Consider the following 17,160-nt stretch of genomic DNA (forward strand, 5'->3'; position numbering starts at 1 on the left):
AAGAAAACCGTTCGCCGCCGCTCAATGCAGCGGGCAGTCGACCACGCTCTGCGCGTCGTTGCTGCTGCCCAGCGCGATCCGCGACAGCGACAGATCCAGCGCGCCGTCGCTCTCGATCAAGGGCAGGCGCTCAAGCCGGGTCAGGTCGGCGCCGGCCACCGCGAAGCACTTCAGCGGCACGCCGAGGGTGCGCCACTCGCCCTTGGGCAGCGCGGCCAAGGCCTTGCCGAGGTCCAGCCGCGCGCCGCAGTCGTGGCCGCAGGCCACGCCGATGCGGGCGGCGGCGCCGGGCGCCGCATCCACCTTGACGGTCAGGATCAATTGCACGTCGCCATTGCTCTCGCGCGACACGTCTAGCGGCTTGGGCAACACCAGCGCCAACCCGGACTTGCCGCTGCCGGACCAGACGAAGCGTCGCGCATCCTCCTGCGCCTTGTGGTCGATCGCGGTGACCTTCAGCGAGCCGTCGGCCAGTGCCGCCGGGAAGGTCGCCGCCGGCAGATTGGCCTGCGTGCCGCCGAACAGGATCAGATTGATGCCCGCCGCCGGCTTGCCGCGGTCCAGGTACACCCCACCCACCGCCTGCGCGCCGGACACGCCCGACACCTCGGACAAGCGGCTCAGATCGCCCTTGTCCTCGTAGGTGAGGCCGTAGCCGAAAGCGAACTGCGGGCTGTAGTTCTTCTGCCCGACGTTGTTGGCGAACTGCACCGCGGTGCGCGGCCAGGAGAAGCTCAGCTTGCCGTGGAAGTCGTACTGCACGCTGCCGTCCGCCTTGCGCAGCAGCACGTCGGCGATGCCGGCGCCTTCCGAACCCGGCAACCAGGCCGCGACGAAGGCGTCGGCGGCGTTGATCTCGCGGTTCACCCACAGCGGCCGCCCGCTCAGGAACACCGCCACCACCGGGATGCCCTGGGCCTTGAGCGACTTGATCAGGTCCAGGTCGCTGTCGTCGCCGGGCTTGTACAGCAGCGTGGCGATGTCGCCCTGGAATTCGGCGTAGGGATGCTCGCCGAACACCACCACCGCCACGTCCGGCTTGGTGGTGAACTTGCCGTCCACCGCCAGTTCGGCATTGCCGCCGGCGGCGCCGACCTGCTGCTGCAGGCCCTCCCAGATGGTGGTGCCGTTGGGGTAGTCGGCGCGCTTGGTGCCGGTGCCCTGCCAGTTAAGGGTCCAGCCGCCGGCCTGCTTGCCCATGTCGTTGGCGCCGTCGCCGGCCACCAGCAGCTTGAGCTGCGGCTTCAGCGGCAACAGCTGCCCCTGGTTCTTCAGCAGCACCAGCGATTCGCGCACCGCCTGCCGCGCCACCGCGCGGTGTTCGGGCGCGCCGAGCAGCTCGAACTTGCCGCCGAGCGGACGCTGCGACGGCTTGCCGGCCTCGAACAGGCCCAGGCGCAGCTTGACTCGCAGGATGCGCCGCACCGCATCGTCCAGCCGCGCCATCGGGATCTGCCCCGACTTCACCGCCTTCAGCGCGTTCTCGTAGACGCCCTTCCAGCTGTCCGGGGCCATCAGCATGTCCACGCCGGCGTTGAACGCGGCCGGGCAATCGTCGTTGCGGCAGCCGGGCACCTGGCCGTGGCCGTTCCAGTCGCCGACCACGAAGCCGCCGAAATGCATCTGCCCCTTCAGCACGTCGGTCAGCATGACCGTGTTGCCGTGCATCTTGACCCCGTTGACGCTGTTGAACGAGGCCATCACCGTCTGCGCCCCCGCGGCGATCGCCGGCGGATAGCCGGCGCCGTGGATGTCGCGCAGCTGCTGCTCGCTGATCCGGGTATCGCCCTGGTCCTTGCCGTCGGTGGTGCCGCCATCGCCGAGGAAGTGCTTGACCGAGGAGATCACGTGCGACCCGTCCAGGAAACCCGACGTGCCGGGCACGCCCTGCAGCCCCTCGACCACCTTGCCGGCGTAGCTGGCCACCACCTCGGGCGACTCGGAATAGCCTTCGTAGGTGCGGCCCCAGCGGTCGTCCTGCGGCACCGCCACGGTCGGGGCGAAGGTCCATTCCATGCCGGTGGTGCGCGTCTCGGCGGCGGTGATCTCGCCGATCTTGCGCATCAGTTCCGGGTCGCGGGTCGCGCCCAGGCCGATGTTGTGCGGGAACAGCGTGGCGCCGACGATGTTGCTCTGCCCGTGCACCGCGTCGATGCCGAAGATGATCGGAATCGCCGGGCCGGCACCGTCGGTCTGCATCGACGCCGTGTAATAGGCATCGGCCAGCGCCAGCCACTGCGCCGGGCTGGCGTCGTACTTGCCGCCGGGATCGGAATTGCCGCCAGCTAGCACCGAACCGATGTGGTACTTGCGCGCGTCCTCCGGGGTCATGCTGCCGATGTCGCCCTGTACGGTCTGCCCGACCTTCTGCTCCACCGACATCTGCGCCATCAGCTTGGTGATGCGCGCCTCCAGCGCCGGATCCTCCTTCAACGGCCAGGCCGGCGACGGCCACCGGTCCGGATGGATCGGCGGCGGCGGCGCGGCCGCCGGTGCGACCGGCACGGAGCGACCGGGAACGGCGGCGGCCAACGCCAGCAGGCCAAGCGCAGCGGCCGCGGCCAGCGCCGTGCGAAACGGCGCGCGCGCGCCAGCGGTCTGTGTGTGCAAGAGACTCCCTCCCAGGAACGGCGAACGCATGCCATGTCGCGGCCGGACCGCACACGCCGAGGTGCGGCCGGCGCCTACGCTTCCCGAATCGCCCCAAGCCTGTCAACCGCGACGCGAGGTATGCCTCGACGCCGCACGGATATCGACTGACGCTATAGCGATGGAATACCGGGTTTGCTTGGGGTGACTGGCATGGACTTGTTTTGCTTCACCAGCATACGCAGCGTCGCTGCGGAGATTTTGCTGCATCGCAGTAGAACCGACATTGCACACTGCGCAGATCTGGGACCGCATACGGGCAGATGACGCACCTGATCGCTTGCCAGTTCGATGGCCTTCTTACCCCGTCATGGAGCATGGCCGAATCCGTGACGGTGACGTCTGGTAGGCAATCAATGTCGAACCGAGACGGAGTCGTTCGCCACAGGCCCGCCGGCACAAGGACCATTCCTCCTAGATCGAGGCTCTCAGTCGACAGGCAGCGATAATGTCCTTCCATTGCCCGGAGGCAAGCAATGACGCATCGAGATTGACGACATGGTCGTTCCTGCGGAACGCGAACGCATACACCTGATCGAAAAAATCTGGAGAAAACAAACTTTCATAGCGATTAAAAGCCCCGCCATACATGCACAGGGAGAACCTGCAGCCCTCCGCATCGAACATGCTTGCCAAGGCCCGATGAATTTCTGCAGAGATCGCATCCGGAGCAGCCACGACCGTCTCGAGGAGCAATACGCCGTTCGGCCAATCGTCGCCAAGCATCCTGTAAACGGACGCTTCGCTCCGCGAACTGATATCCCGCTTCAGCGTTGCATATGCTCCCTGCAAGGAAGCTGCATCAAAAACACCGTAGCACAGAACGGAGAATGTGCTTGCGCCATAAACCGAGAGGAAATCAACGGCGCGCATAAATGTAAAAATCGAATTTATTCATGACCTATACACCTTCAATCCCAGAAAGGACGATACTGACCGCCTCATTCCCTAGGCCGCCTCAGCAAAGCCAAAATCAATCTCGCCGGACACATACCCACTAGATTTATTGCACGTACAGAGCTCATGCATGCCGAGCTCGATATACACGAGCAGCCAATAATCATTGCAGCCTTTTCCTAAGCCGCCAAGCATTAAAAAATTCAAATACTGTAACGGCAGAAAAAAACAAAGCAAAAAAAAGAAGAAGCTTCGCCAGCCACAATACATTTATAATCCATGCGATAGATGCCGCAACAGCAACAAACAAAATAAGCTTAATTCCACTACGAAAGCGAATCTCTGATTGCCTTATGCGAACCTCAATTCTCATCCCCTATCCTCCACAGCGGCACTACCACCAATAGCCATGGCGGCTACCAGTGTCAGCCGCCTTGCTCCGCATACTGCCCAGATGATCTGCCAGGAAATGCGCTCGGCCATTGACGTCATTCCGCGCATAGCGCTCATCCATACCAAGCCCTGTCAGGATCAGGTTGACGGTGCCGCCCTACGTCTCTTGCACCGCATCCAGTCCATCATACAAATAGCTGATCGTCTGTCCGCCTTCGGCCTTGCTCATTCTTCGGCCCAGCGGGTCGTAACCGAAGTTGGAAATGCTTGCTGCCCCCTATTTCCTTTCGACTAACTGGTCGCGCGCGTTCCAGACATAGGTGCGTACGCCGTCGGAAAGCAAGTTGCCGTTGGCGTCGTAGCTGAGCGCCTGGCCATCGGCCTGGGCTTGACGGTTGTTACTGCCGATCTGCGCCACCAAGCGGCCGACCTAGTCGTAGCCCTAGCCATAGCCGATCTCGCCCAGGGCCCTGCCGTCCGAATTCATCATCTGCATCAAAATCACCCAACCTTCCAAAGTTATTGACCTCAGATGATTGGAAACCATTATCCCGGGAGAGTTACTAGACAAAAATCAAAAAACCCAATGCAGAAAATAACCAAATTCTATTCATCAAAAAATAAACTCACCAAAAACAGGAAGAGCAACAGCCATAGAAGAAGCCCCGCCTCCCACCACAATCTTTATCCACACTCACATCCGCTTATCACCCAGAACTAACCAGCCTTGTTAAATATGAAAATATTATCATTCCACAATTTAGAGAAATACTCTAAAGGAAATTGCAAATCTGGGTGACTACCATCGTCAAAAATTAGTCGCCACCAAGGAGTTAGGTATGTAACAGACGCAGCCGGCACGCCGTTATTAAGAACACTCAATTTTGAAATAAATATATTTCGAACGCAATGCACCTCAACTCCATGCCCAATTTTAAAAACTAACCCACCAACATCGATAAATTTAAATCCATCGTCTTCAAAGAATATTATGCGCCTTGGGCCACGCAATATTTTCTCCCAATCAACAAGCCAACCCGCCACATTCAAACTCTTATTACCAGACGAAAAAAAATTTAACTCCCCAGCGCCATAGACAAAGACATCCTGCTCTAGCGGATCGTAGACCCTATAGCGACGAACCAGTATTTTATTGACCACAACCACAATTACCTCCAATTCTTCCTGCGCGCGTTGCCGAACCTACTAAGCCGCCTCCTACTAAAACGGATGTCCACCCAATGCTCGTTCTTCCTGCGCCAGCAATTATGTCGGCACTACTCTTTCCTTGCGCCACCAGGCCTTCATATGTGACGGCATGCCAATTTCTCAATGAGTAAGCGAAAGGTCCTCTGAAATAATTCTTCAGAGCGTTTCTTGCGATTACGCTTTCCTCTGCAGACAATCCCAATCTTGGAATCTGACGGGCTTTTGCCACGTAACCCAATCGACTCAGAGGCATAGCTAAACTATAAACAGTTCCGGCGACTTGCCCACCGGAATAATAACCTGAACATTTTTCAACTGCGCCATTAATATCCCATTGATCCCGTATGTAGTTCGTCAACCCAAATGACAACGAATCGCCAAAACCTGCTACCGCATCTACTACCGGCTGGGGAATTGATGGCAAATCAAAAAGACCTAAAGGATCTCCATACATCAGTGGGGAACCATGGACATAGGCATAAGGGTTTGCTCCACCGACCAACCCAATGGGGTCCTCACTAACAAAGCGCCCCAAGTCTGGCCGATAGTACCGCGCCCGGTAGTAATAAAGCCCACTCGTATCCCGCTCCCGCCCCGTGTACTGGTAGGGATTGCTGGTCCCTGTATTGGCCTGACTGGTCTGGCCGTAGGGGCTATAGTCATAACGCTGGATCAAGGCACCGCTGGCATTGGTAAGTGCACGCGTGCTGCCAAGCGCATCGCTCAGGAAATACGCACGTCCGCTGGCTTCGTTCCGCGCATAGCGCTCATCGATGCCCAGCCCGGTCAGGATCGGGTTGACGGTGCCACCCTGGGTTTCCTGCACCGCGTCCAGCCCATCGTACAGATAGCTGATCGTCTGCCCGCCTTCGGTCTTGCTCACTCTTCGACCCAGCGGGTCGTAGCCGAAACTGGCGATGCTCGCCGTTCCCTGTTTGATCTCCACCAACTGGTCGCGCGCGTTCCAGACGTAGGTCCTTACGCCATCGGAGAGCAGGTTGCCGTTGGCGTCGTAGCTGAGCGTCTGGCCATCGGCCTGGGTTTGCCGGTTGTTGTCGTCGAAGCTGCCGCTGCGGGCCGCCGGCAGCGCCTGCGGGGCGAAGCTGCCGGTCTGCGCCACCAGCCGGCCCAGTTGGTCGTAGCCATAGCCGATCTCGCCAAGGGCCGTGCCGTCCGGTTTGAGCCAGGCGATGCCGGTGGTCTGGTTGGCGGTGTTGTAGGCATACCCGGTCTTGACGCCGTTGGGCAGCGTGGTCTCGGTGAGGCGATCGGCGGCGTCGTAATCGAACGCCACGGTCTCGCTCCCCTGCAGCAGGGTGCGCAAGCGGTCGACGTCGTCGTAGCGGTATTCCAGTGCCGCCTGGTTGGCCGCGATCATCTTGGTACGGCGGCCCGCGGCGTCGTATTCGTAGACGATGTTGCCTTGCGGGGTGATGGCCTTGATGACCTGGTCGAACAGGTCGTAGTCCCAGCTCAGGGTGCCCGCTGCCGAATCGACCAGCGCGACACGGCGGTTGCCGGCGTCGTAGGTGAAGGTCTGGGTGCGCCCGTCGGCCTCGGTGACCACCGACAGGCGCCCAAGCACGTCGTAGGCGAACGTCTTTTTCTGGCTCTTGCGATCGGTGTAGCTGGCGACCCGGTCCATGGTGTCGTAGGTCCATGTCTCGGACTGGCCCAGCGCGTCGGTCCGGGTCAGCGGACGATTGCGCTCGTCGTAGGTATAGGTGATGCCGTTGCCGTGCGGCAGCAGGACCGCCACGACGTTGCCGTTCTTGTCGTAACCGAATTCGGTCGCGTTGCCGGCGGCATCGTAGGCCTTGCTGACCCGGCCCAGCGCATCGTATTCCTGGCGCGTGGCGTTGCCCTGGTCGTCGCGGCTGCCGGTCACCCGACCGAGGCTGTCGTACTGGAAGCGCGTGCTGCGCCCCAGCGGATCGACCATGCCGGCCAGATCGTAGCCAGCGTACTGGAAGGCGATCGTCTGGCCGATCGCATTGGTCGCGCTCAACGGCAGGCCCGCGCCATCGCAGGCGAAGCGCGCCGTGCGGCCGCCAGGATCGGTGACCGCGGTCAGGCAGCGGTTGGCGCCGTAGTCCAGCCGCGTGACCCGCCCGAGCGGATCCGTCGCCGATTGCAGGTCGCCGTCACTGGTGTAGCTGAGGCTGGACACGCGCGCCTGTGTGGTGCCCGCCAGCAGCGTGACCTGCAGCGGTCGCCCGCCCGCGTCGTAGCGATACTCGGTGCGACGGCCGAGCGGGTCGATACTGGCGGTGACCTGCCCGTAGGCGTTGCGCTCGAAGCTGTACGTCTGTTGCTTGTCGGTGCCATAGGCCAGGATGTCGGTCTTCGGATAGGCGCTGTTGCCGTCGAAGACGACGCGGCGTTTGCTGCCGTCCGGACTGGTGACGAGCACACCAGTGGTGCCGCCATCGACATGCGCATAGTCGATGACGAAGATGCCGCCATCGGCCTGGGTCTGCTTGACGACCCTGCCGGTGGACACGCCGTTGACGACCTCGAACTCGTTGAGCAGGACGCGCTTGCCGCGCGCGTCGGTGATGGACTGCATCCGATGCTGCGCGAGTGCGTTGTTCTGGCTTCTGGACTGGTAGGCATACGCCTTGCTGCCGCCATCGGGGAACCCCACCGTGGCAAGCAAGCCATTGCTGTCGTAGGCATAGGTCCAGCGGTTGCCGGCGTTGTCGGTCGCCGCTGCAACGCGATTGCGGGTGTCGTACTCCAGGCCAATATAGCGCCCGCTGGGAGAGACGATGCGCGCGACCAGACCCGCGTCGTAGAGCAGCGTGGTGCGGTTGCCGTAGCGGTCTTCAAGCCAGCGCAGGCGGGTGTCCATGTAGCTGGAGAACTGCATGCGGCTGCCGTCGCGCAGGGTGATGCGGAAGCCGCGGCCCCAGGGCTGCAACGGGTCCGGATCGTAGACCGACTGCAGCACGGCGCCCGCATACTGCGTGGTCGAACCGGCTTGGCGCCACTCGCCACGCGGGCCGGAACCGGAGGCCCGATCGAAGCGGATATAAGCGCCAGTCGGCAGCACCAGATCGAGCGAATCGTAGGTGCCCCCTGGGTTGTGCAGGTAGTAGCCCCAGTTGGACGCGGTGCCGATGCCGAACTCGCGCTGCTTCATGTCATGGGGACGGTAGCTGCGCGACAGGCTCAGCGCCGTCACATCGGCGATCTGCAGGTCGGTTTCCGAATGGACGAATTCGCCGGTCTTCAGGTCGATGGGATCGGCCGCATTGGCGACGCCGCCGCTACCCGGGGTTCCGCAGCAATGCCCATCCGGCGGCAACCCGGCCTCGCTGGGCGGGTCGTTGCTGGGCACGCTGTACATGCCGCCCATGGTCTGGTGCAAGGCGACGCCAGGCTCGGGAACGAAATGCTTGCCGTCGGCCGAAACGGTGCCCTTGCCGTAGACGCGCCAGCCATCGCGCGGGTCGTACATCCAGAAATTGGCCTGGGTACCCGCGGCGTAGCCGTCGTAGTTGGGGTAGTAGACCTGAATGCCGTTGTTGGCGCCTGGGTCGAGTCCGCGGATCTGCGCGCCGCCCGGCTCGACCGTGAACGCCATCGGATGGTTTTCGGTGACCGGGAACGGCGCGCGATTGACCGGCGTCGGCACGATCGCCAGTTCGGTCACCAGGCGGCCCTTGCGGTCCAGCACGACGGTGCCCTTGGGAATGCGCAATTGCAGGCCGGGAATGTCCGGGTGGCCAACGACCATGTCCTGGACGGTCGGCGACGGGATCCGGATCTTGTCGCGCGCAGCGATGCGTGGCAGATGCAGCAGATAGCCGAGTTCGTTCAATCGGCCGGCGGCGACTTCGGTGCCGACGACGAATTGACCGTATTCAGCGCCGGCCGTGTTGGCGGTGCTGCCGTCGACGTAGAGTTCATGATGCCCCGCCGGCACATCGAACAGGGTGAACCAGCCGTTCTTGTCGGTAAGCGCGCGCTCCTTGCCGATGCTGACCTCGACCCCGGCCACGGGTTGCTGGTCGACCCGCACCACACGCCCGCGCACCATCGTCACGTGGAAGGTCGCGGCGATGCGCGCGATGCGCGCGTTATGTTCCGGCTGTTGCGATGCGCCATAGATGCGCCAGCGGCTGTCGGTATTGTCCTGTCCCGGGTACCAGACGCCGTCCACCAACAGGCCGTGCGCGCGGCACGGCACACCGTCATTGGCACAGGACGCCGACGTGCCTGCACCGGTCATCTGCACGCTGGGTGCGGCGCCCGCCTCTGCCGGCGCGGCCGTTGCGTGCGCCACCGGCTGTCCGTTGCTGTCGTACGCCGCAGTGCGGAAATCCAGGGCGATCAGCGGCACGGCATCGCCCGATGCGCCGCGCGCACCGTCGACCATCAGGGTGTAGCGGGAATCCGGGAACAAGGCCTGACGCGGCTGCACGAACAGCAGACGCCCCTGCTCCACAGGCGCGATGCGTACCGCGACGCGCCCCTCCGGACCGACCAGGGTGACGGTGCGCGCGGACAACGTGGGCATGTGCAGCGGACGCGAGAAGCGCAGCGCGAGCCGCGCGGTCAGCGCGACGCCGGCTGCCCCCTGCACAGGCACGCTGCCGGCGAGCCGTGGCGCGCCTGGCGTATCGGCGATGCTGGCCGGATACGGAAGAAACGCACCCGCGAGCGGATCGAACACGGCATCGCTGGCGATGCGCTGGGCGTTCCGCGACGCCGGCAACGCCACACGGCCATCGGCCAGCAGGCGCGAGGTTGCGTCGCCGCCGCCCGGCAGATCCGCAGGCAGGGTGATCGCCCGATCGCTGGCTTCGTCCCACACCTGCGCACCGGCGCCATCGCCAGTGCCGCCGGCGAGCAGGAGGCGACCATCGGTAAGGACCGTGGCGGTGTGCCCATAGCGCGCACGCAGGCTCAGCCCCATGGCCGGCTGCACGGAGGCGCTTGCCGGATCGAACCACGCGCCGCCGTCCTGCAGCCGGCCCTTAGCATCGCGGCCGCCCCAGACCAGCACGCGCCCGCTCGGCAGCAAGGTGACGCTAGCATCGATGCGTACCGATGGCAGCGCGATCTCGCGCGCACGCTGACCGGGCACGCGATGGCGCAGAAAGCGCCCGTCGGGCGCCAGCGCCAGCTCGCTGCCATCGGCCAATGTGGTCGCATGCCACTGCCCGACCACTGCAGGAACAGCACCAATGCCGACGGCCGGCATGGCCGCCGTCGACCAGACCAGCTGTTGGGAGGCGGCCGTCGACGCCAGCGCGCCCAGCAGCCCACCCAGGATCACGCTTTTCCATGCGCTGTTGAACCACGTCATATGCTCGCTCCGCTCCATGCCTGCTTCCGTTCTGCGTCCGTTCGACGGAACCGCGCCGGTGTTCTAGGGTGTACTGTCCAACGTGATGTCCATCGCCGCGGTGACACCGTCCTCGGGCACGATCCGCAATCGATAGGTGCCGCTCGTCGGCAGCGCCGGGAAACTCAGGTCGCTGCTGCCGGTGCTTGCGCTGAACGATCTATAGAACTGCCCGTCCGGCCGGTACAGCGCGTAGGTCACCGGCCGGCCGACCGGCGAGGTCGTCTGATTGACCACCCGCATCAGTACGCCCTGCCCTGCCGTGCCGCTGAAGGACAGCGTGGCGGTCTTTCCGTGCCTGTCCAGCGCGATCGACTGCGGGACATCCCACGCCAAGGTGCCAACGACGGTGCTGGACACCGAGGCGGTCAGGGAGAAGCTCTGGTCTTCCGTCGAAGGGACCACCACGACGCCATAGCGTCCAGCTTGCGCGGCGTCGATGGAGAATCCGCAGCCGTAGGTGCGGAAGCAATTCGTATTGGAGACGACCTTGCTGCCGTCCGGACGATAAAGCGTTACATAAACCCAACCGAACCCGCTGCCGGACAATGCGATCTGATTGAGACCGATATCGAGCTTCTGCCCGGCTTGAGCATCGAACCAGAAGTAGATACCTGCGCCGGGCGTGCCCGCAGCGAACGAGCGACTACCATCCACGGCCACCGGGGTGCCGGTGGACAAGGTGACGGTGGTGTCGACCGTCTGCCCATACTGCGGATCGACCACAATGCTGTACTGGCCGGTCGTCGGCAGGCTGCCCAGGCCGATCACGGTTCCTGTGCGCGTCGATCCGGACGTGAGCAGGGTGCCATTCGGCTGGTAGACGTTGTAATAGCTGGTGCCATCCGCGGGCGTGGTCGCCTGGTTCTGCACCAGCACGGCAAGTTTGTCGCCCGCCTGCCCCTGGAAACGCAGCCGCGCATTCTGTCCGCGCCGGGGAACGGAAACGGCCAGCGGCGTGTCGCGCTGCAGGTCAAGGGGCAGATCGCTGGACAGCGTCACGTCATAGGTCGCCGCCTGATCGTCGCCCTGGCCGATCAAGAGCGCGTACTTGCCTGCCGCCAGATTGGCGAGATCGAAATCGCAGCCGCCACGTTCGACATCGCAGTAACTGCTTGCCAATGTGCTGCCATCGGCCTTGTAGAGAGTAGCGACGACGCGCTGCGCGCCGGGACCGACGACCTGGATGCCGCTGATGCCCAGTCCCAGGTTCTGCCCCTGACTGGCGACGAAAGAAAAGTGCTTGTACTGCGCCGGCAACCGGGTCACGACATGCGCAGGAGCGCCGTCGATCGGCAGCGCGACGCCCGAGGACAGGATGATGTCCGCTTCCAGCGGGCTTCCTGTCCGGCTCTCGACCTGGATTGCATACTCGCCAGACGTTGGAATATTGATCAGATTGATGGCATCGCCCACCTTGATGGTCGCCGTCTTCCAGACAGCACCATCCGGCCGTAGCACGCGATACACCACATCGCGACCGGCGGGTAGTGTCGTCTGCGCCGCGACCAGCAGCATCAACGACTCGCCTGCCTGCGCCTGGAAGCGGAGCCGCGCATTCTGCCCATACCGGGCCAGCGCCAGATGCAAGGGCTGATCGCGGGTCAGCTGATCCAGCAACTCGGACGACAGCACGGCGCGGAACTTGATCGCCTGGCTCGCCGAGGTCGGTGTCGCCACCACGCTGTAGCGTCCCGCCAAGGTGTTCCTCAGCGGCAACGAACATCCGTCCTCGGCGTAGCAGCTGCCGCTGTACAAGGTCGTGCCGCTCGGACTGTAGACGGCGATATTGAAGTAACTGCCCGAACTCACCGCGATGTCGGTGATCCCCAGCCCCAGATTCTGGCCGGCCTGGGTGTCGATGGAGAAATGCACGCCCTGCCCTGCGGGCGCCTGGTAGCTGCCACCTGCGCCGTCCAGTTCGACATTGCCGTCCTGTCCCGTGGAGAGTTTCAACCGGGCCGACCACAACGCGCCGCCCGCCGGATCGACGAACACCCGATAGCTCCCCGTCTCCGGGAGATTGGGCAGGGCCAGAATGACGTTGCCGCTGGCCGTCACGTCCTTCCACAACGCGCCGTTCGGCCGATACACCGCATAAACCACGTCGCGGCCTGTCGGCCTGGTCGCAGCGTCAGCGACGAGCAAAGCCAGGCTCTCGCCGGCGGTCCCGGCGAACGTCAGGCGCGCATTCTGGGCATAGCGCGAGATGTTCACGGAACTCAATGCATCCCTCTGCAGGAAGCCGGCGACCTCCGTGGATAGGGTCGCCTTGAACGCCATGCTCTGGGAGCCAGATTGCGGACTCACGGTCACGCCATAGTTGCCCGCGGCGAGGTTGAGCAGATTGAAGGCGCAGCCATTGGCGGCATAGCAGGTCGCGGTCGTGAGCGTGGAACCGTTGGGATTGGCGATCTTGACGTTGACATAGGTCCCGCTGCTCAGGTTCAGATCGCCGATGCCCAATCCCAGGTTCTGCGAGGCCGCTGCGCTGAAGCTGAAGAACACGCTTTGACCGGCGGCGGCGCTGTACTCGCCGCTGCTGCCATCCAGTTGCAGCCCACCCGCACTCCCGGTCGTCACCAGCACCTTGGCGGCCACGGTGGCGCCATAGCGCGGATCCACGAACAGTCGGTAAGTCCCGGCGATAGGCGTATTCATCGTCAGGGTGCCCGAGCCAGACACCGCCATCGACGACAACGCCGTGCCATCGGGCCGGTACACGCGGTAGTACACCACGCCGTTCGCCGGCGTCGTGGTCTGCTCCGACACCTGCAGTGCCAATGCGTCGCCGGCACCCGCCTGGAACGACAGCACGGCGTTCTGCCCGCGCCGGCCGATGCCGACCTGGCTGACCGCATCCCGCGTCAAGGAAAGCGCCAGATCGGTGGACAGGGTCGCCTTGAAGCGCATCGTCTGCGTCGTCGTGGCAGGGGCGACCAGGACGCCATAACGTCCCGCCGCCAGTTCCGGCAGATTCACATCACAGCCGTCGTTGGCCACCTCGCAGGCGGCACCGGCCATCGGCGTGCCTGAAGGGCCATAGATCGTGACGTTGAGCGGGCCGCTTTCGTTGGACTGCAGCTCGCTGATGCCGAGCCCCAGGCTCTGCCCGGCGGTCGCGGTAAAGGTGAAGTACACGCTGTCGCCCGGCAGTTGCGTTGCGAATGCGCCGGTGGCGCCATCGATCCCACTACCGCCACCACCTGCGTCTCCGGTGCTGAGCCGCGTCTGCAACCGCACGGTTTCTCCGAATCCGGGATCCACCAGCACCTGATAGGTGCCGCTGGTCTTCGCCGTCACGTAGGTGGTACCTGCGGCGCGCACCGCCATCGAGGCAACACTGGTGCCATCAGGCGCGTAAACGCGGTAGTAAACATCGCGGCCGGCGGGCGCGGTGGTCTGGCCGGCGACTTGCAACGCGAACGCCTCGCCCGCCGCGGCCTCGAACGACAAACGCAGATTCTGGCCTCTACGCTGTGTCTCCACGACCACATCCTGGTCCTTCGGCAACGCCTGCACCAGATCCGATGAGAGCAACAGATTCAGGCGCATTGTGCGTGCGCCGCTCGTACCGGGCGTCAGCAGCACCTGATACACGCCGGTCCTGGGCGCGGCGATGTTGAGTGCGCAACCGTTGTTGGCCTGATTGCAGTACTGATAGCCCAGATTGACGCCGTCGGCGTCGAAGACCTGCGCCAAAGCTGTCCCCCACCCGCTGCCGACCGGCGACTGCTCGGTCAGCGCCAGGCCCAGCCTGCTCCCGGCCTGGGCCAGGAAGGTGTAGCGCTTCGATTGCGCGGTGATCGACGTGGCGACACTGGTTTCGGCGCCGTCCAGCGCAAGCCTCCCGGCATGCTCCACTCCCATCTTCCAGCTGGCGGAGGAAGTACTGGGTGTGAGCAGCAACAGGTAGGTGCCGCCCACCTTCAACCGCGGCAGATGCAGGGTGGGCTGGTTCGCATTCACCAGTCCACTGGCGATCTCCACGTTATCGGTGCCGAACACCAGGTAGTTCAACGTCGTGGACCCCAGCGACTGGAATTGCGCGCTGAGGTAATCGCCGGCCATGCCGGTGAACAGGACCGCGGCGGACCCACCCGCGTTGGCGACCGCGACGTCGACCGCGGCGGCGTCCAGGGTCAGGCGCGTGACGCTGGCGATGCCGACGGACGACACACTGCTTGGCACCACCAGCACATCCTGACTGCTGGTGGCGCTGCCGTAGGGCGTGGTCACGGTCACCGGCCCGCTGCCGCTCCTGCCCGGCACCGGAAAGACCAGGCGCGTGCCGGTGGCGCTCGACAGCACCGCGGTCTTGCGATCCAGCTTCGCCGTGGTCTGCCCGGCGACCGGGACCAGGTTCTGTCCGTCGACGATGATCGCCGTACCGGCGCTGGCGATCAACGGCGATATGCCGGTGATGGTCGGCTGACGGAGGTTGGCATCGACCACGAACTGCTGCGCACTGCTCGCGCTCTGTCCAGCCACGGTCACGGAGATCGGGCCGGTACTGGCGTTGGCAGGCACGAGCACGGTCAACTCGCGTGCGCTGGCAGCCACCACCGTGGCCGCCTGCCCATTGAAAGCCACGCTGTTGGAGGACGCAGCGGTGGAAAATCCCTGCCCCTGGATCAGCACGCGATCGCCCGCCGCACCGCGTCCCGGACTGAAGCCGAGCACCGCCAGGGTTCCGCTGGAGACGCGTTCGACGGCGACGATATTGCCCATCGTGTCGTAGCGATAGCGGGCACTGGCACCGGCATCGTTGCTGACCGCGACCAGACGCCCCTGCGCGTCGTAGACGTAGGAGGTGGCACCAGACGTGCAGGCCAGAAGGGTGAGCAACAAGGCCGCCACCGTTCTGCCCACGATGCGCCGCCAACCGCGCGCGGGCACATGCGCCGTCCGCTTCAGCAAACCCACCACCGAGCCCATCCCTGCGCCGCGACGTTCCATGCTTTCATCCCTGAAGACTGGCCACGATGGCCGGCTATCCGTATGCTGACCTTGCTTCGTGCATTCAGCCTGGATATAGATATCCGACAGTGGGGACAGGAGTCAACAGCGTCATGCCAAGGAACTGGCGTCATCACATCGTCATCTGCATGCGCCTGTGGTCGGCCGCCCTGGTCCTGGTGCTGACCGGGTGTGGTGGCGATCAGCACGACACGGCGGCAGCGCGGATCGCGCTTGGTCAGGCGCTGTTCCACGACATCCGGCTCAGCGCGGATGGCAAGACCAGTTGCGCAAGCTGCCATCGCGCCGAGTTGGCCTATACCGACGGTGCCGCGGTGTCCACCGGGACGGGCGGCCAACACGGCACACGCAACGCGCCCAGCCTGCTCGACAGCCGCTTCATGACCCACTTTTTCTGGGACGGACGCGCAGCGACACTGGAAGAGGCGGTCCTGCAACCATTGACCAACCCACGCGAGATGGGCCTGGCCGATCGGCAGGCCGTGCTGGCCCACCTCGCCCGCGACCCGCGCTACGCGTCACTGTTGCATGCAGCCGCCGGCGAGGACGACGGCGACATCCAGGTCGTGGCCGCCGCGCTCGCCACCTACATCCGTGCCTTGCCGGCGCCGCCCACGCGCTACGAGACGTACCGGACGACGCATGGCGCGCGCGCATCGCTGAGCGAGGACGAACGCGAGGGATTGGCGCTGTTTTCCGGCAAGGCCGGCTGCGTCGATTGCCACCGGCTGGACGGCACGCCTGCGACCACGAGCGATCAGCGCTTCCATCACGCCGGCATCGGTTTCAACCAGGTCGCCGGCAACGTCGCCGCCCTGCTCGACGTACTGGAGCGACAGAAGCGCGAAGGCAGGAGCCTGGGCGATTCCATCCTCTCCGACGTTCGCGTGGCGGAACTGGGCCGCTTTGCGGTGACGCGGGCGCCGCAGGATCTGGGCGCCTTCCGCACCCCGTCGCTACGGACGGTCGCCGATACTGCGCCCTATATGCACGACGGCAGCATCGCCGATCTGCCGGCGGCGGTGGAACACGAGGTCTACTATCGCAACCTCGCCCGCAATCGACCGATCAGTCTGACCGCGGAGGAGAAGCACAAGCTGGTGCTGTTCCTGCAGGCGCTGTCCAGTACGGGAGCCGCGCCGCGCTAGGAGCCCGTACGCGGCGCGCTGTTCGCCGACTCCATCACGTCGACGTCCTGCTGCGAGGCGAGCTTGCCATCGAGCGTCACCTCCAGCATGTAACGCCCCGGCGGCCAGCCGGCCGCGTTGTCGAAACGCAGCGACTGGAGCTGATCGGAGCGGGTCATGGCGCGCTCCACCAGCCCGACTTGGCGACCATCGCGCAGGTCCAGCAAGCGCGCTTTCAGGACCTGTCCGTGGGCAGCGCCGCGCAGGGCCACGTTGACCAGGATCGGCGCATCGCTGGTCTGCGGCACAGGCCTTCCGTCGCGCATCGCGCCGATCCGGACCTCGACGACGTGCAGCGGTTGCGCCGCCGTGGCCGGATTCTGCTCCGGTGCCTGCCGCTGGCACGCTCCCAGGCTCAGCACCGCCGGCAGCAACATCCAACACACCATCCTTTTCGCATTCATCATCCCTGCTTCCTTCCTGGACCGGAGATTGCCATTGCGATGCACGCCCGCCAGGCCGCATCGTTCCTCGCGAACGCACGGTGGC

9 protein-coding genes are annotated in these 17,160 nt (G+C 64.3%); 1 reads left to right on the plus strand and 8 read right to left on the minus strand.

The genetic code is table 11. The annotated features are described in order from the left end of the window. Nucleotides 1-21 precede the first annotated feature (21 nt). From CEK66_RS10255 to CEK66_RS10280, 7 genes are all read right to left on the minus strand, one after another. The gene (locus CEK66_RS10255; protein WP_343193319.1) at nucleotides 22-2,541 is read right to left on the minus strand and encodes an exo 1,3/1,4-beta-D-glucan glucohydrolase; all 2,520 of its coding nucleotides are present in this window, start codon (nucleotides 2,539-2,541) and stop codon (nucleotides 22-24) included. A gap of 522 nt (nucleotides 2,542-3,063) precedes the next feature. Continuing rightward, nucleotides 3,064-3,522: a hypothetical protein gene (locus CEK66_RS10260; RefSeq protein ID WP_152236853.1), complete on the minus strand. Its 459-nt coding sequence runs from the start codon at nucleotides 3,520-3,522 to the stop codon at nucleotides 3,064-3,066. Between the two features lie 187 nt (nucleotides 3,523-3,709). Further along, a complete protein-coding gene (locus tag CEK66_RS10265; RefSeq protein ID WP_152236854.1) occupies nucleotides 3,710-3,919 on the minus strand; it encodes a hypothetical protein in 210 nt (69 codons plus the stop codon). Between the two features lie 297 nt (nucleotides 3,920-4,216). Beyond that, nucleotides 4,217-4,360, minus strand: a complete 144-nt coding sequence (locus CEK66_RS20365) for a hypothetical protein (RefSeq protein ID WP_017912154.1) — start codon at nucleotides 4,358-4,360, stop codon at nucleotides 4,217-4,219. A 296-nt stretch (nucleotides 4,361-4,656) separates the two neighbouring features. Beyond that, entirely contained in the window at nucleotides 4,657-5,106 is a 450-nt protein-coding gene (locus CEK66_RS10270) for a hypothetical protein (RefSeq protein WP_152236855.1), read from the minus strand. After that, complete coding sequence (locus tag CEK66_RS10275) at nucleotides 5,090-10,465, minus strand: RHS repeat-associated core domain-containing protein (RefSeq protein ID WP_193312620.1); 5,376 nt, start codon at nucleotides 10,463-10,465, stop codon at nucleotides 5,090-5,092. The genes CEK66_RS10270 and CEK66_RS10275 overlap by 17 nt, the downstream gene beginning before the upstream one ends. 63 nt (nucleotides 10,466-10,528) lie before the next feature. Beyond that, nucleotides 10,529-15,463, minus strand: coding sequence for an IPT/TIG domain-containing protein (locus tag CEK66_RS10280; RefSeq protein WP_152236857.1), 4,935 nt, complete (start codon nucleotides 15,461-15,463; stop codon nucleotides 10,529-10,531). Nucleotides 15,464-15,489: 26 nt separating this feature from the next. Between CEK66_RS10280 and CEK66_RS10285 the strand changes: the two genes are divergently transcribed. Next, nucleotides 15,490-16,632, plus strand: a complete 1,143-nt coding sequence (locus CEK66_RS10285; protein WP_152236858.1) for a cytochrome c peroxidase — start codon at nucleotides 15,490-15,492, stop codon at nucleotides 16,630-16,632. On the opposite strand, the gene CEK66_RS10290 is transcribed toward CEK66_RS10285, so the two are convergent. Further along, nucleotides 16,629-17,048, minus strand: a complete 420-nt coding sequence (locus CEK66_RS10290; protein WP_152236859.1) for a hypothetical protein — start codon at nucleotides 17,046-17,048, stop codon at nucleotides 16,629-16,631. The genes CEK66_RS10285 and CEK66_RS10290 overlap by 4 nt on opposite strands. Nucleotides 17,049-17,160 lie beyond the last annotated feature (112 nt).

Origin of the sequence: Xanthomonas sp. LMG 12460 (genome assembly GCF_009192895.1) — a bacterium.
GTDB classification, from domain to species: Bacteria; Pseudomonadota; Gammaproteobacteria; order Xanthomonadales; family Xanthomonadaceae; genus Xanthomonas_A; species Xanthomonas_A sontii.

Coding starts and splice junctions, on each gene's coding strand:
- CEK66_RS10260 (WP_152236853.1), bottom strand. CDS start 3,522: ATGCGCGCCGTTGATTTCCTCTCGGTTTATGGCGCAAGCACATTCTCC.
- CEK66_RS10290 (WP_152236859.1), bottom strand. CDS start 17,048: ATGTTGCTGCCGGCGGTGCTGAGCCTGGGAGCGTGCCAGCGGCAGGCA.
- CEK66_RS10265 (WP_152236854.1), bottom strand. CDS start 3,919: ATGAGAATTGAGGTTCGCATAAGGCAATCAGAGATTCGCTTTCGTAGT.
- CEK66_RS10285 (WP_152236858.1), top strand. CDS start 15,490: ATGGCCGGCTATCCGTATGCTGACCTTGCTTCGTGCATTCAGCCTGGA.
- CEK66_RS10275 (WP_193312620.1), bottom strand. CDS start 10,465: ATGACGTGGTTCAACAGCGCATGGAAAAGCGTGATCCTGGGTGGGCTG.
- CEK66_RS10280 (WP_152236857.1), bottom strand. CDS start 15,463: ATGGAACGTCGCGGCGCAGGGATGGGCTCGGTGGTGGGTTTGCTGAAG.